13 protein-coding genes are annotated in these 15695 nt (G+C 36.5%); 5 read left to right on the top strand and 8 right to left on the bottom strand.

The genetic code is table 11. The features are described from left to right. Positions 1 to 21: 21 nt before the first annotated feature. Positions 22 to 399: a DUF7793 family protein gene (locus tag BUC23_RS11710; protein WP_073209640.1), complete on the bottom strand. Its 378-nt coding sequence runs from the start codon at positions 397 to 399 to the stop codon at positions 22 to 24. A 210-nt stretch (positions 400 to 609) separates the two neighbouring features. Between BUC23_RS11710 and BUC23_RS11705 the strand changes: the two genes are divergently transcribed. Continuing rightward, positions 610 to 3045, top strand: a complete 2436-nt coding sequence (locus BUC23_RS11705; protein ID WP_073209638.1) for an aminotransferase class I/II-fold pyridoxal phosphate-dependent enzyme — start codon at positions 610 to 612, stop codon at positions 3043 to 3045. A gap of 294 nt (positions 3046 to 3339) precedes the next feature. Beyond that, on the top strand, positions 3340 to 3651 hold the full coding sequence (locus tag BUC23_RS11700; protein ID WP_244153801.1) for a hypothetical protein: 312 nt from the start codon (positions 3340 to 3342) through the stop codon (positions 3649 to 3651). A gap of 1185 nt (positions 3652 to 4836) precedes the next feature. Here the strand turns inward: BUC23_RS11700 and BUC23_RS11695 are convergent. The 7 genes from BUC23_RS11695 to BUC23_RS11675 all read right to left on the bottom strand — a co-directional run bounded on the left by BUC23_RS11695 (position 4837) and on the right by BUC23_RS11675 (position 9862). Then, the gene (locus BUC23_RS11695; protein WP_073209636.1) at positions 4837 to 5925 is read right to left on the bottom strand and encodes a Fic family protein; all 1089 of its coding nucleotides are present in this window, start codon (positions 5923 to 5925) and stop codon (positions 4837 to 4839) included. Between the two features lie 970 nt (positions 5926 to 6895). Further along, on the bottom strand, positions 6896 to 7399 hold the full coding sequence (locus BUC23_RS11690; RefSeq protein WP_073209634.1) for a DUF6169 family protein: 504 nt from the start codon (positions 7397 to 7399) through the stop codon (positions 6896 to 6898). After that, positions 7383 to 7532, bottom strand: coding sequence for a hypothetical protein (locus BUC23_RS17530; RefSeq protein WP_167365581.1), 150 nt, complete (start codon positions 7530 to 7532; stop codon positions 7383 to 7385). The genes BUC23_RS11690 and BUC23_RS17530 overlap by 17 nt, the downstream gene beginning before the upstream one ends. 763 nt (positions 7533 to 8295) lie before the next feature. Then, positions 8296 to 8472: a hypothetical protein gene (locus BUC23_RS17355; protein WP_167365580.1), complete on the bottom strand. Its 177-nt coding sequence runs from the start codon at positions 8470 to 8472 to the stop codon at positions 8296 to 8298. After that, positions 8459 to 8698 (bottom strand): hypothetical protein, encoded by a 240-nt coding sequence (locus BUC23_RS11685; protein ID WP_073209632.1) that lies wholly within the window; start codon positions 8696 to 8698, stop codon positions 8459 to 8461. Before BUC23_RS11685 ends, BUC23_RS17355 begins: the two co-directional genes overlap by 14 nt. A gap of 11 nt (positions 8699 to 8709) precedes the next feature. After that, positions 8710 to 9105 (bottom strand): DUF5675 family protein, encoded by a 396-nt coding sequence (locus BUC23_RS11680; RefSeq protein ID WP_073209630.1) that lies wholly within the window; start codon positions 9103 to 9105, stop codon positions 8710 to 8712. Position 9106: 1 nt separating this feature from the next. After that, the gene (locus tag BUC23_RS11675) at positions 9107 to 9862 is read right to left on the bottom strand and encodes a hypothetical protein (protein ID WP_073209629.1); all 756 of its coding nucleotides are present in this window, start codon (positions 9860 to 9862) and stop codon (positions 9107 to 9109) included. Positions 9863 to 10480: 618 nt separating this feature from the next. On the opposite strand from BUC23_RS11675, the gene BUC23_RS11665 reads away from it, so the two are divergent. The 3 genes from BUC23_RS11665 to BUC23_RS11655 all read left to right on the top strand — a co-directional run bounded on the left by BUC23_RS11665 (position 10481) and on the right by BUC23_RS11655 (position 15344). Next, positions 10481 to 11239 carry a hypothetical protein gene (locus BUC23_RS11665; protein WP_073209625.1) on the top strand — a complete coding sequence of 253 codons (759 nt, stop codon included), beginning with the start codon at positions 10481 to 10483 and terminating at the stop codon, positions 11237 to 11239. Positions 11240 to 12101: 862 nt separating this feature from the next. Beyond that, positions 12102 to 14063 (top strand): aconitate hydratase, encoded by a 1962-nt coding sequence (locus BUC23_RS11660; RefSeq protein WP_073209623.1) that lies wholly within the window; start codon positions 12102 to 12104, stop codon positions 14061 to 14063. Between the two features lie 540 nt (positions 14064 to 14603). Then, on the top strand, positions 14604 to 15344 hold the full coding sequence (locus BUC23_RS11655) for a tyrosine-protein phosphatase (protein ID WP_073209621.1): 741 nt from the start codon (positions 14604 to 14606) through the stop codon (positions 15342 to 15344). The last annotated feature ends 351 nt before the right edge of the window (positions 15345 to 15695 follow it).

Here is a 15695-nt window from a genome sequence, read left to right as displayed (position 1 = left end):
TAAAAAGAGTTTTTAGTACAACTAAATATAATTGGAAACAAATGCTATCGCGGCCAATTGATCTGTAAATAGTCGGGTAGGAACACTGGGTTTATTAATTTTAAGATAAAAATAACTTACCATCACAGAAACTTGTTCGTTGACCAGTAAACCAACTGCTTTAATAAGCAACGAACCCGATTGTGCTAAATAATCTCGTGCTGGTTTATCCATGGATACAATGCCTCGGGCATCACAAAAAATAGGATAAGCCACATCATTTTGAAACTGAATCCTATCAGCTACAATACATTCCGCAGCCTCTAAATTAATGCTGACATTATCTTTATATATAAAAAAAAGAATAGTCCCATCAATCCAAAAACGGGCAAATTCATTCTCAAAGCCGTCTAGATCCATTTGGTAATATTAAGTAAAACAGCACAAATAAATGAAATATTATTCATAAATAATTAACAAATACTAATAATTTTATACAAAAAGCAACAATTATTCATTATTGTTGTCAATTCGGGAGTATTACATGTCATATAGGGATTTTCGCATAAAAAAGCCAAAATATCTAATTTTTTATACTCACTTTTATAAAAATAATCAAAACCTTACACTATGGCAAAAATTAAACACAACAACTTTATTGATACCGTTGATGAAGTATTTTCAGGAGCGAAAAAAGAGGGCGTAATGCATCTTTATGCAGAGGATAAATCCTTAAATGGGAGAACAATTCAAATAAAAGGCAAAGAAATGTTCCATTTTGGAACTACAGGTTACCTTGGATTAGAGCAAGATAGCAGATTGAAAGAAGCAGCAATTGATGCCATAAAAAAATTTGGAACCCAATTTCCATTATCTAAATCCTACATATCAAATCCACTATATGCAGAACTAGAAGCTAAAATGGAGGCTATGTACGGTATTCCTACTATTATCACCAAGAACAGTACCCTCGGTCATATGGCGGTAATTCCAACAGCGGTGAGAGATGAAGACGGAGTCATTCTCGATCATCAGGTCCACTGGAGTGTTCAAACTGCTTGCCAATTACTCAAATTAAGAGGTATTCCAGTCGAAATGATTAAGCACAGCAATATGGTTTTGCTAGAAGATAAAATCAAACAATTGATGTCAAAATGCAAAAAAATTTGGTATATGGCTGACGGAGTCTATTCCATGTTTGGTGACTATGCTCCTATTGCAGCACTAATGGAACTTAGTAAAAAATATCCACAACTGCATCTGTATTTTGATGACGTCCACGGGATGAGTTGGAAGGGTAAAAACGGCACGGGCTACGTGTTAAGCGTACTCAAAGAAATACCGGACAACGTGATGATTATGGGGACATTAAGCAAAACATTTGGAGCCAGTGGCGCCGTTTTACTTTGTCCAAATGCAAAGCTTCGCGAAAAAATAAAAGTTTTTGGTGGCCCGCTAACTTTCTCCGCACAACTGGAGCCAGCTTCGGTAGCTGCTGCCATAGCTGCTGCAGATATCCACCTGTCTGTAGAGATCACCATTTTACAATCGGAACTAGCCGAAAAAATAGCCTATTTTAATGAATTAATTTCTAAAACGGCTTTACCAATAATAGTCAAAAACGATTCACCGGTGTTTTTTCTTGGTACGGCAATACCAATAACTTCTTATAAATTAGTTCAAAACCTATTCGAAGAAGGATTCTTTGTCAATCCTGCAATATATCCAGCGGTTCCTGTTCAAAACACAGGGATTCGCATCACACTTTCGAGACACAACCAAAAAGAAGAAATAAAAGCATTAGTCGAAGCAATAGAAAAGTATTTACCCATCGTGCTCAAAGAAACAGGAAATAGCTTAAGCAAAATACAAAGTGCATTTGGTTCGGTCGAGACCCATACTACTATAGACATAATAGTTGACAAATCCTCGTTACAACTGAAATATGAAACATCGATATCAAAAATGGACAAACCTACTTGGAATGAGTTACTAGGACAACAAAGCACATTTGATTGGGAGGGCCTTCATTTTTTAGAAGTTGCTTTTGCCAATTCTGATGAACCTGCAAACAAATGGGACTTCCACTACTACATAATCAAGGACAAAAATGAAATTCCTTTAATAGCCACTTTTTTTACTTATGGACTTTGGAAAGACGACATGATGGCAACAGAATCAATATCAAAGCATTTAGAAGAGGAAAGAATAAAAAATCCTTTATATCTAACCTCTAAAGTGTTAGGAATGGGGTCTTTATTCACCGAAGGAAATCATTGCTATCTTAATACATCACATCCATTAATAGAAGAAGCTATTCTAATGCTATTGCAAGAGATAGAAACTCTTTACAATCATTTAAATGCTGATATGTTAGTATTAAGGGACTTTGAAGAAAATGAACAATTAAATCGCATATTCCATAATCAAGGTTACTTAAAAGTTACTATGCCCGACTCCTGTGTGGTTGAAAATCTGGAATGGGACACTCCACAAGCCTTTACCAACAAACTTTCCCCACGTTCTAAACGCCATTTTATCGAAGAAGTGCTTCCCTTTGAAAAGGCTTTTGATGTAGTAATAAAAAATGAACTAACTATAATAGAAACGGAACAGATCTATCAACTCTATAAAAACGTAAAAAACAATAATCTCGCCTTTAACACTTTTACCTATCCTCCTAACGTATTTATAGCCATGGTCACCGACCCAAATTGGGAATTTATAATGCTATATTTAAAAGATGAAGACAATGAGCAACAACAGGGGCAATTAGTGGGCACGCTTTTTTGTTATAAAAACAGCAACTATACCTATTCTCCCTCTTTGATAGGAATGGATTATAACTATGTTAGAGAATTTCAGATTTACAGACAACTTTTGTATCAAGGAATTAAACGCGCCAAGGAACTAAATTTTAAAAAAATAGATTTTGGTTTTTCAGCCACTTTTGAAAAGAAAAAACTGGGTGCCACAGTAATTCCGAAAGTAGCCTACGTTCAAGCAAGAGATAATTTTTCAATGGAATTGATGGGAACGCTTCAAAACGATGATAAAACACACTAAAAAATAACAAACCAAAAATATATTATAATTCGTCAATATCCTCCATTTTGTAATTCCAACAAAGGAGGACACGACGCCTTGAGCCAACTGACCACTGAAAACTAATCACTGAACACTGATTAATGAACACTGATTACTGATCACTGATTACTGATTACTGATCACTGAAAACTGAACACTGATCACTGAATACTAATTACTGATCACTGAATACTGAACACTGACCACTGACCACTAAATACTGACCACTAAAAAACCAAATATTAAAAAACCGAACACTCCCAAATGAATTACATGAAACACCATCTCACTGGTTTCTTTGACCGCATAATACAAGACCAGAACCTCAACCCTACTCACATCAGTCTATACATTACATTATTCCAGTATTGGAATATAAACCATTTCCAAAACCCAATAAGCATAACTAGAGAAGAAGTGATGCGTATCAGTAAAATTTGTTCCACGGCAACCTATCACAAATGCATAAAAGAACTAAACGAAAAAGGGTATATAAAATACGAGCCCTCGTTCAATCCATTCAAAGGCAGCATGGTAATTCTATTTAATTTTTCAGAAGATCAAAACCAGTTGAAAAAAGGGTGAAGACGAAAAAAATAATCTTCGGATAAAAAATAGCAATCTCAACAAATCGCTCCACTCGCCCTTATATTTTTAAGGATTATATTCCTGATATTACTTAACTTTTAGGAATTCATAACCACAAAAACACACCCCTAACCCCTCTCAAGAGGGGAATACGCGAGTGGTTTCTCTTTGAGGGAACATTTATTTTTTTAAACTGAGCTTTCAAATTGTACCCTGCTCTTCGAGGTCTTCCGACCTCCCGTTCACACTCATGTGCACAATAATCAAGAAAAAAATTGTCTTCAAAGAAAAAATAGCAATCGCAACCAACTCGCTCCACTTGCCCATATATTTTTAGAGCAAAAAATCACAGTAAGAATTTTAGCCTTGGCCGCAGGGAGTGACCCCCGAGTCGAGTGCGGAGCATGAGCGGCTGGGGTCGCGATAGAGAAATTTGTCTGATGATTTTTGGGTTAAAAATATTCAGGCTTGATCTTTTGTTTCTTTTGCATCAAGGCAAATCGAAGATTCAGCAAACACCACTTAAAATAGAATTTTAGTGAGCTAAAAGAAAAAAAAATTACTTGCAAATAAAAAATAGCAATCGCAACCAACTCGCTCCATTCGCCCTTATATTTTTAGAGCAAAAAATGACAGTAAGAATTTTAGCCTTGGCCACAGGGAGTGACCCCCGAGCCGAGTGTGAAACACGAGCGGCTGGGGTCGCGATGGGGAAATACGTCCGATGATTTTTGGTGTAAAAATATTGAGGCTTGATCTTTTGTTTCTTTTGCATCAAGGCAAAAGAAAAAATTGTATTCAACGAAAAAATAGCAATCGCAACAACTCGCTAAACTCGCCTTTATAGCTTTAAGGATTATATTCCTGATTATTTACTTTTAGGAATTTATAACCACAAAAACACACCCCTACCCCCTCTCAAGAGGGGAATACGTGAGCTGTTTCTCTTTGAGGGAACATTTATTTTTTTATACTGATCTTTAAAATTGTGATTTTAGTGTAAGTTATTTAAAAGTCGTATCCCCCGTAAAACACCCATATTATCTACCGACCTCGAACTATTACTTTTTATTCCAAATCGAACATTAGATGGTCAAAACTGACAATTTAGCTACAAAACATAAGTATTGTATTCGTGCGAATGTATCATCTTCAACAAACAATTTAAAAAAGAATAAACGGTTAAATAGTAATCAACTTATACGAAGTACTCCTACCGCTTCCTTCTTGCTCAAGAATACCTTTACCCATTAAATCTTGAATATCTCTAAGGGAGGTATCGGTAGAAACTTTAGTTATTTTGGCATATTTAGAAACAGTAAGCTTGCCAAAAAAAGCATCAAACAGCAGTTGAAGTATTTTTTGTTGACGTGGATTAAAGTTGGTAGCACGGTGAGTTTCCCAAAATTGAGAACGCTTTAAGGTTGCAGCAACAGTTTCATCGGTCTGTGCCATAGAGCGTAACAAACAATCAAGAAACCATTCCAACCAGTCAGTAATATCCAAATTACCTTTTTGCGTACTTTCCAATATAGAATAATACGTATCACGCTCAGCTTGAATTTGAGCCGACATCGAATAAAACCGTTGTTTACTTTGGTCGGCACGAGCCAGTAGCATATCGGTTATAGCTCTTGTGATACGTCCGTTTCCATCGTCAAATGGATGTATGGTAACAAACCACAAATGGGCAAAAGCGGCCTTCAATACAGGATCAATATCTTTCTTTGAATTAAACCACTCTAAAAAAGTATTCATTTCTGTCGGTACTTTATCAGCACTTGGTGCCTCAAAATGTATAGTTTCTTTTCCCATTGGACCAGAAGTAACCTGCATGGCATCATCTCTCCAGGCTGCAATTTTTATTTTATACATTCCACTTCGTCCGGTCGGAAAAAGAGCAGCGTGCCATCCAAACAAACGTTCATCACTTAAAGGCTCATCATATCTTTGTGTAGCGTCCAATAGCATTTCTACAACACCTTCAACATCGCGTTCAGCAGGAACAGCACCGGCAATCTCAATCCCCAAACGCCTTGCAATGGAAGAACGAACCTGTTCTGGATTCAATTGCTCTCCTTCAATTTCACTTGACTTTAGTACGTCCAAAGTCAATGTTTGAAGCACTGTTTCCTCTTGCAATCGAAACCCAAGTCCTTGCATAACGCCAAGTATTTTGCCTTGCCTATGTCTAACGCTTCCTAGCAGCGGCGTAATCACATCTGCATTCCAAGTGAACTTTGGCCAATCATTTTTTTGATGAATATACATATCTACCGCATTTTTGCGGTAAATATAAAACTTATTTACCGCAAATAAAATAATATGCGGTGATTACATCTATCAATCACCGCATTTTTGCGGTATATACAAAACTTATTTACCGCATTAGTATAAAAAAGTATGCAATATGGGAATCAAACACCACACCAATTGCAACTCGAGCAGCCTTCAAATAGTTTTGTCTCCTGATTCAAGTACCGAATCAGTCAAATTGTGAATCTATTTTAGGATTAAGTATAAATATGTAAACTCTTTTCAGGACGAGACAGGTAGTGACCCCCGAGTCGAGTGTGAAACACGAGCGGCTGGGGTCGCTATAGAGAAATACGTCTTATGATTTTTGGGATAAAAATATGCAGGCTTGATCTTTTGTTTCTTTTGCATCAAGGCAAATCGAAGATTCAGCAAACACCACTTAAAATAAAATTTTAGTGAGCTAAAAGAAAAAAATTACTTGCAAATAAAAAATAGCAATCGCAACCAACTCGCTCCACTTGCCCTTATATTTTTAGAGCAAAAAATCACAGTAAGAATTTTAGCCTTGGCCGCAGGGAGTGACCCCCGAGTCGAGTGCGGAGCATGAGCGGCTGCGGTCGCGATAGGGAAATGCGTCCGATGATTTTTGGGATAAAAATATTGAGGCTTGAAATCGAAGATTCATGAATACAAAAAAAACAATATTAACCCATGAATATTTTTTGTTTCTTTCGAAATCGAAGATTCACGAAGTCCAATAAATTATTAAAGCGTGAGTAATCAAGACAAAAGAAAAAAATAACCCATGAATATTTTTTGTTTCTTTCGAAATCGAAAATTCACGAACTCCATTAAATTATCTAGAACCTTGAGCGATTACTTCTGCATCGCAATCACGAACTACGACCGTCTTTAAATAAAAAACATTAGAAAAATAAAGAAGAAGTAAAAGCAGAAGCGTTCTGCAAGTTTAAGTTAAATTTTATTTATCAGAATTTAAAACTTTTTCAATGTCATTGTAAGTAGTTACTATATAATCAATATTCGGATTATTATTATGATATAAAAATGAAGTGTACAGATTATAATTTATTCCTTCAGAATCAAAGGATATAATATTATCAATTTTAGTAACAAAATTATTAAATGAGCTATTCCTGTACCATCTGTCAAAAACACTAAACCGAATTTTTCCCTTTTCTTGATCGTCTGAACATATATATATTAGAGAATTGTTGACATTAGAAAAAAAAGCACAAATTATATTTTCAATAGTTTTGGACACTAAGTGGTCGAATGGCTCGAGTGCATCGCTAACCTTCTCTATAACAATTTGATAAACATTTTCAATTAACACATCGCTGGTTGAAATCGAATTTAGAGTTTCATCCACTAAAAAAGCAATCCTATATATAATATTATTTTTGGTGGTAAAACTATAAGTGCTTGTGAATTCGTCGAAGGTGTAATTATAAAGGTTTTGCAAACTTAATTCCTTTTTCTGTTAACGTATTAAGAGGAGTTTTACCTTTCAAATAGGAACGTACAATTTCTTTATCTGAAACCATTTTGGTTACAGACTTAATTATAGTTTCTTTATTTATTATTCTTGTTTTCATAATTACCACGCAAATATAAGAAAATTATTTTATTTGATTACTGCAATTTAATCAAAAATAACATCTAACAGTAGCTTATCTAAAACTTTAAGGGTCTTAATTTCAAGTAAATATAGTCAATTAAAATTATTCACCTCCAACTGTCATTCTCGTTATAATACCTTCTGCTCTCATAAATTTTTCCTCTTATATAAGTTCGCACGAGGGTAATTAGTATCACTATAATTATTTCATTACCATTCCATCCCTGAAATATAGAAAGGCATAGGAATTCAACTTTCATAATAAAGTAGCTTACTCCGTTATTGACAACTATTAATCCCGAATTGACAAGTATTCGGTATCGCTACAAACCAAAAAAAGATACCTAAGCATCCTTTTCGTTTTATTTTTAATTTACAAATCTAATAATTTAAAAAATTCCGAAAGCTTAATATTACTAGCCTCTCAAATTATATTTAAAGTATTTTGGGGTCGCGATAGAGAAATGCATCCTATGATTTTTGGGATAAAAATATTGAGGCTTGATCTTTTGTTTCTTTTGCATCAAGGCAAATCGAAGATTCAGAAACCCGAGCGAAGCGAACAGGCGAAGCAAACACTACTTAAAATAAAATTTTAGTGAGCTAAAAGAAAAAAAAATCTTCAATAAATAATAATAGTAGCAGTAAACATATTTCCTAACCTTCCTAAAAAACAAAAAAAAGCCCATTCCTTTCGGTTTGGGCTTTAATCTGCTTAATTCTTATTCACAAAAACTAAACTACTCCTTATACTTCTTAATTACAAATTTCAGCACCATCGATATCCCAAAACTGACTATCGCTCCAACAGCCGCCAATAAAACAGTTTTCAAAATATCCTCCGAATGTAAATTCGGCACAACACTCAAAAATGTACCACCAGCAGTACCCATCAGGGTAGGATTACTCGCCGTCATGCTGCACTAGATTAGGGTCTTCATCGTAGGGCGTAGTAAGCTGACTAACTGCCGACAGTACACCTCCGACAACCGCCAGATACCCACCAACCGAACCGATCACTACAGGCAGGGCAATGGGTGATGTCAATATAACACCTCCTACTGCAGCCATTGTCAATCCGATATTTCGCAGCATTTTAAAAAATTTAGGAACTGGAGCTTTAGCTCTTTTTACAATATTCATAAGTATAAATTTTAAGATTGAACAATTAATGAAACTATCGCAGATCGCTCCAAAGCTTCGTAAACTAATTTTTTTACTTTAGCAAAAGCTTTTCGCGACTGCAAACCTAAACCAACCCCGGAAAGTTGGGTTACAGGAGCAATACAACCTTTTAATTCCTTTGCGGCATTATTAGCAGGATGCAACAAAATAGAACTTCTGTTTTTTACGGCAACCACTTCAATATGCCATTGAAATTTCCGACTGTATCGCTTTCGCAATAAATAGTACCCTTCGGGAATACAGGAAACCCGCTTTTCATTTTCTCTCCAAGGAAGTTCAATGGTACAACAGATGAATTGACCATCACAAGCAAGTTTCCCGTTAGTTCCCCCAGGGAAATAAGTTCTGGTAAGTACTAAAACCATCTTACAGTCCGCTAACTTGTACCAATGCCAATGGATTATAAGAACCATTTTTCAATGGATACATTCGTCCATTTACTTCTTGATAAAATTCAACACCAAGAGCCAGAAACAAAGGTTTTGTGCTACCGGGCGTTACCGCATTCGCATGACTGATGGCGGAAGTTGGAGTCATATCCCACGGAAGAATCCCCGTTTCTGAAGTGGCAGTAACAAACACTTCTGCTTCAAAATCAATTTCAGCACCGGCTGATATAATTTTGAAATGGGTGGTTCCACCTGGAGCTGCAATCATATTTGCAGGTATAAAGGAATCAAAATCAACAGTAATAGAACCACTAACCCGATCAATTTCGCCAACGAATGGCACAAATAAAGTAGTGCCCAGCTTTCCACCGATATTGAATTCAAATCCCACAAGCAATTCTGCCTCGCCATCAATGACATTACGCAAACCACGCTCGTTAGTTAAATCCGCCTGAATAACCTTAATCATACTTTGAGTAAGGCGACTCACCATTCTGCTGTCCGCAGAATTCAGAAGTAAAGTTCGTAAAGCCGTTCGTAAAGTTTTACCTGCTTTTCCGGCTCGGCCAAATTCAGAGCCATTTTCACGTGTTCTCTGGAACGCTGGATCGCTTGCAATTCTGCTCGCATCAACACCTCCTTTTTCACGTGCCAAATGACCATCTTTGGTTTTGTAAAAAGTAATATCACCAATAGTACCTTTCAATTTAATTATTCCTTTCTGTCTTGCCATAATCACTAAAATTTAAGTTTGAAAATAATTTTACTACTCGTTCATCCTGAATATTCGTTGCAACTAAATCGGGAATGATTTCAACAAAGGTTCAATCAATTAAATCACTTTTCAAAAAGCCGATGTCAATCATGGTACTAAAAGGCCTACAATTACCCATTTTAGTCAATCCATAAGTGATTAATTTTCATAACTTTACACCCATATACAGAATAAAAACCCTTAGACGGGTTTTACAAGAACAAAGTCCACCGACTTTGGTAAGCTATTAAAAATTAAAAATGTGATTGCAAGTAACATCAGGGTGTGTATTTATCCAAAAGATGTACAACGTATTACCGGTAAAACATACAGACAAGCAAGGTTGTATCTGCATAAGATCAAAACCAACTTGAATAAAGAACCACATCAACTACTCTCAATAGAGGAGTTTTGTGACTTTTCAGGGCTTAAAATGGAACATGTTTTGCGTTGTATAATCGGCTAGGATTTAAAGCAGCAAAATTGGGCTGATGTACTTTTCTAAGATAGCAACACCTGTTCAATAAGCAGTTCAAATTTCAAATATTGATATAAGAACGAAAAACGAATCACGAAAAACGAACAACGAAAAAAAACATGGCAAAAGTAGTAGCACCCTTCTTAATCATAGGAACATTAGACGACATAAACTTTGTAGTGACAGCAGACGGTAACAATTATGCAAGAGCCAAAGGAAAAACAGGTGTAACGTCCACAGAATTTAAAAACAATCCTATTTACGACAGGATACGAAATCAAGGACAGGAATTTGGTCACTGCTCAAAAAAATCATTCCTTTTTCGTCAACTGGCAGTTCGTTTCAACAAACTGGCAAAAGACGGAAGTGTTGCTGGCAGGGCTAACAAACTACTTTTCGAAATTCTCCAAGAAGACAATACCCAACCGCAGGGACAACGAACACTGGCAGAAGGATTGAAAACAACTGATGGTAAGGAATTTTTATTATTTTTTGAAAGCAACAAACTAAGACCATTGGAAAAGGTTCTTAAAATAAAGCAGCATCACAGTCCTAAAAACCAAATAGTCACCTTCACTGATTTCATCGCTAAGGAACATTTAGACTGGCCTGAAGAAGCCACCCATGTACATTTAGCATCAGCGACAGCCAACTGGGATTACGAGAACGACAGTTACGATACCTGTTACAGCGCTGAAATAATACTGAATAAAGAGTCTGACAAACAAACCATAACACTAGCAACCACTAAGCCAATAGGAAACCACCTGCACCTGACATTCCTGTTCATCGGCTTTGCAATTCAAGTACGAAAAAACCACAAGTTCCTACACCGAAAACACAACACTAATACAATAATTGCCTGTTACAATCCCTAACTTCAAAACCAAATTCTGAACACTACGATTTGTAATCTGCATACAGTGATCAGATCACTGTATGCAGATTACATTTTTATAAAATTATCGACTTATTTATATAAAAAACAACTAAAAATTTAATGTTAGCAGAGTCGAATTCCCCTCTTGAAATCGAAGATTCAACGACTCCAAAATTAAATAATAACTGGAGCTATAGGGGTTAGGGGGTGCGTTTTTTGTCTTAAGGAAAAATATCCCTTTGATGATATTAGTCTAAAGTTATCACAGCATTTAAAAAAACAGACCAAGTACAAGTTCATTAGACTTTGCATTGGTATCTATATAAGTAACTAGATAAAATTATATAGATAATCCCTACTCTAAATCATATCGTATCAGTTCGCTTGATTTTATAAATTAGCGACAGCGTTTTTATAAAATCGTATAGAGAACCGTTGTACTTCCTATACTTCTCGATACATTTTGACTTAACAAATCCGCACCTTCAAACACATCCATTCAAGTCAAAACACTCGAAGTGACGGTCCAGAGGCACACCGCATTCATTAATTCGAGTGGGTTTATAAAAGTATAACTCCATTTTCGACTCCATTTAGGGTCAGGGTAAAACGAAAATTAAAGAGAAAGCCCCAAGTTTTCGGCTCCCTTTAGGGTTGGTGGAATACAGCAATTTTATGAAATGAAACAAAAATGGTATCGAGAACCAGGAATTTTTATACAATAAAAAACAATGTTACAAAAGAAATAAATACAAGGCAACATACGTTAAAAATCAGTAACTTTAATACGCTCCAAAACAACACATAAAATACTGATAATAAAACAAGTATCTCGTTAAAAATTACTCTAAAAAAGAACTATGAACAATCAAAACATCAGCCAAAAATTGATTAGCAGTCATCTTCTTTCAGGCGAAATGAAACCGGGAAGCGAAATTGGATTAAAGATAGATCATGTGTTGCAGCAAGACGCTACCGGAACCTTAATTATGCTTGAATTGGAAGCTTTTCAATTAGAAATAACCAAAGCGGAAGTCGCCGTTCAATATGTCGATCATAATCTACTCCAGACCGATTACAAAAATATGGATGATCATCTTTTTCTGCAATCGGCTGCTGCCCGCTTTGGGTATTGGTTTAGCAGACCGGGGAACGGAATCAGTCATGCCGTGCATATGGAACGATTTGGCAAACCCGGCAGTACGCTGCTAGGTTCTGACAGCCATACTTGCGCAGGTGGTGGGATAGGAATGCTGGCCATTGGTACCGGTGGATTGGATGTAGCTCTTGCAGCTGCCGGGGAGCCATATTTTGTGAAGATGCCAAAAATCATGGGCATTAAACTCACAGGCAAATTGCCCGACTGGGTCAGTGCAAAAGATGTAATTTTAGAAATGTTAAGACGTTACGATGTAAATGGTGGTCGAGGATATATTTTAGAATATTATGGTCCGGGACTGAAACACCTGAGTGCTTGGGACCGACACGTAATTGCCAACATGGGGGCCGAAATGGGGGCCACTTCTTCGGTATTCCCATCTGATGAAATCACAAAAGAGTTTCTTCGAAAAGAAGGACGGGAAGACCAATGGCTGGAATTGAAAGCAGACGAAGGAGCTACTTATGATCATAATGAAGAAATTAATTTATCAGAGCTAGAACCTTTAATTGCAATTCCCAGTAGCCCCGGGAATGTAGTTCCTGTTAGAGAAGTGAGTGGCAGACCAGTAGCACAAGTGGTATTGGGTTCATCAGCCAATCCGGGACTTCGTGATTTCTGGATTGTTTCCCAAATTGTAAAAGGACAATTCTCATCTCCGGAGGTTTCCTTTGATGTCAACCCTTCCACGCGTCAGATATTACAAAATCTGACCGAGATGGGCGCCCTTGCTGCCTTGATTGCTGCCGGTGCCCGCGTTCATCAATCAGGTTGTATGGGTTGCATTGGTATGGGGCAGGCGCCAGCGACCAATAGCATTAGTCTCCGAACAATGCCTCGCAATTTCACCGGACGCTCCGGAACACTTGATGATCAGGTATACCTGTGTAGCCCGGAAACCCTTGCGGCGGCGGCACTTACAGGGAAAATTACTGATCCCAGAGATCTGGAGAAACTATTCAATATTGGATATCCGCAATGGGAAGAACCGCATACTATTACAGTGAATCAGCAAATGCTAATTGCCCCGAATGGAAAATCGGTCGAATTGATCAAAGGGCCAAATATTAAAACCCTACCCGAATTTGGAGAACTTCCAGACGAATTGGAAATACCCATTCTTTTAAAAATGGGAGACGATATTTCTACCGATGAAATACTAAAAGCGGGTGCCGATGTATTGCCGCTGCGCTCCAATATTCCCGAAATCAGCAAATATTCCTATTATGTGATTGACCAGCACTTCTACAATCGGGCTATAGAAAACCAAAATAAGTACATAGGTTTTTGTGTGGTAGCGGGCGAAAATTATGCGCAGGGTTCAAGTAGAGAACATGCGGCCTTAGCCCCACGCTATTTAGGTCAGCTGTTTACAATTTCAAAATCGTATGCCCGAATCGGTTGGCAGAACCTGATTAACTTTGGCATTATTCCTTTCGAATTTCAAAATAAAGATGATTTTGACAAACTGGAACAGGGGGATTTGCTAAGAGTAGAAGGAATTAGGTCAGCAATAAAAAATAGAGAAGTTCTAAATGCGAAAGTACTTGGAAAGCAAATAGAAATTCCGCTCGTCTTAAACATAAGTGACCGCCAAATTGAACTAATCTTAAAAGGTGGCGCTATAAATTACGTAAAGGATAAGAAACACTTAACTAGGTGAAAAATTTGAAATTTTTATTATTAGTAGTAATAAGCAGGTTGTGGCAGTTAGTGATACACAAATCTAATTAAATTATAAATCCTCAATAAATAAAGTCCATACGAGACATTTATAATAATAATTACCTGAAAAAAAAAAAACTTAATAATTTTAAAACTTCAAAACTCCGACTACTAATTAACTTAAAACCATTTAAATTAAACAGAAATCACAATCTTGACAAACCGTTTATGATAGGTAGCTGAGACTGATTACTAAAAACTGATCACTAATTACTGAACACCGAACACAGATCACTGAACACTGATCACTGAACACTGATCACTGAATACTGATTACTGAACACTGACCACTGAACACTGAACACTGAACACTGAACACTGAATACTAAAAACTAAACACTGAACACTGAACACTGATCACTAAAAACTGATTACTGAAAACTGAACACTGATCACTGAATACTGATCACTGAATACTGATCACTGAACACTGATCCCTGATCACTGAACACTAAACATTTTTTTCTACCTTTGTGTAATGTTTACAATATTCAAATCAAAACCCGTACTCAAAGATTTAATTCCTGATGGTCATATCGACATTCATTCCCATCTTTTGCCGGGTATTGATGACGGTGCTCGAACTTTTGAGGATACGTTACGGCTTACACAAGCACTTCAGGGTTTTGGAGTTTCCCAGTTTATTACTACACCTCATATTATTCAGTATGTTTGGGACAACACACATGATCAAATCCTTTCCAATAAAGAAACCACTGTTTTAGAATTAGAAAAAAACAAAATCACTGTTCCCTTTAATGCTGCTGCTGAGTATTTGATGGATGATCAGTTTGTACAACTTTTTCAATCTCACGAATTATTAACATTGAAAGCTAATTATGTATTGGTCGAAATGTCCTACATCAATGCGCCAATCCAATTATATTCCATACTTTTTGATTTGCAGGTGGCAGGCTATATTCCTGTTTTAGCCCATCCAGAGCGTTATCTCTTTTACCATAATAATTTCAGCGAATACGAAAAACTAAAAAGAGCGGGTTGTTTATTTCAATTGAATTTATTGTCAGTAGTGGGTTATTATGGTGCTGAAATTACAAAAATAGCAGAACAATTGCTACAGAAAGGAATGTATACTTATGTAGGCTCCGATGTGCACCATGACAATCACATTGCTTCTTTTGAACAAAAAGTAAAAATAAAAGACTTGGTACCGCTAAAAGAAGCGATCGCCAACAATCAGTTTTTCAAGTTAGACTAAATTAAAGTTCAACCACTATTGCTTTTAATACAGGTTTCACAATACATCCCACTTGTAATTACTATTTTGAATCTCATAATAATAACTATGTAGCTTACAAATAGGAAGAAAGTTATTTCCAACTTACACAGTTTTAACCCTGAATATTTTTTTCTTATCACGTAAAAAAGTAAAGATTAACATCAGAAAAAAATAGCAATCGCTACAACTCGCTATAGTCGCCCTTATATTATTGAACTAAAAAAATCACGGTAAGAATTTCAGCGCTGGCAGAAGGGAGTGACCCCCGAGTCGAGTGTGAAACACGAGCGGCTGGGGTCGCGATAGGGAAATACGTCCGATGATTTTTGG

Source organism: Flavobacterium xinjiangense, from assembly GCF_900142885.1.
Taxonomy (GTDB): Bacteria; Bacteroidota; Bacteroidia; order Flavobacteriales; family Flavobacteriaceae; genus Flavobacterium; species Flavobacterium xinjiangense.
The sequence above is the reverse complement of the archived record's forward strand: the minus strand, read 5'-3'. Positions and strand labels throughout refer to the sequence as shown.

Excerpts from the sequence above, each read along its gene's own strand:
- BUC23_RS11710 (WP_073209640.1), bottom strand. The coding sequence starts at position 399 with ATGGATCTAGACGGCTTTGAGAATGAATTTGCCCGTTTTTGGATTGAT.
- BUC23_RS11705 (WP_073209638.1), top strand. The coding sequence starts at position 610 with ATGGCAAAAATTAAACACAACAACTTTATTGATACCGTTGATGAAGTA.
- BUC23_RS17355 (WP_167365580.1), bottom strand. The coding sequence starts at position 8,472 with ATGACGGCGAGTAATCCTACCCTGATGGGTACTGCTGGTGGTACATTT.
- BUC23_RS11680 (WP_073209630.1), bottom strand. The coding sequence starts at position 9,105 with ATGGTTTTAGTACTTACCAGAACTTATTTCCCTGGGGGAACTAACGGG.
- BUC23_RS11660 (WP_073209623.1), top strand. The coding sequence starts at position 12,102 with ATGAACAATCAAAACATCAGCCAAAAATTGATTAGCAGTCATCTTCTT.
- BUC23_RS11655 (WP_073209621.1), top strand. The coding sequence starts at position 14,604 with ATGTTTACAATATTCAAATCAAAACCCGTACTCAAAGATTTAATTCCT.
- BUC23_RS11695 (WP_073209636.1), bottom strand. The coding sequence starts at position 5,925 with ATGTATATTCATCAAAAAAATGATTGGCCAAAGTTCACTTGGAATGCA.
- BUC23_RS11685 (WP_073209632.1), bottom strand. The coding sequence starts at position 8,698 with ATGAATATTGTAAAAAGAGCTAAAGCTCCAGTTCCTAAATTTTTTAAA.
- BUC23_RS11700 (WP_244153801.1), top strand. The coding sequence starts at position 3,340 with ATGAAACACCATCTCACTGGTTTCTTTGACCGCATAATACAAGACCAG.
- BUC23_RS11675 (WP_073209629.1), bottom strand. The coding sequence starts at position 9,862 with ATGGCAAGACAGAAAGGAATAATTAAATTGAAAGGTACTATTGGTGAT.
- BUC23_RS11665 (WP_073209625.1), top strand. The coding sequence starts at position 10,481 with ATGGCAAAAGTAGTAGCACCCTTCTTAATCATAGGAACATTAGACGAC.
- BUC23_RS17530 (WP_167365581.1), bottom strand. The coding sequence starts at position 7,532 with ATGAAAACAAGAATAATAAATAAAGAAACTATAATTAAGTCTGTAACC.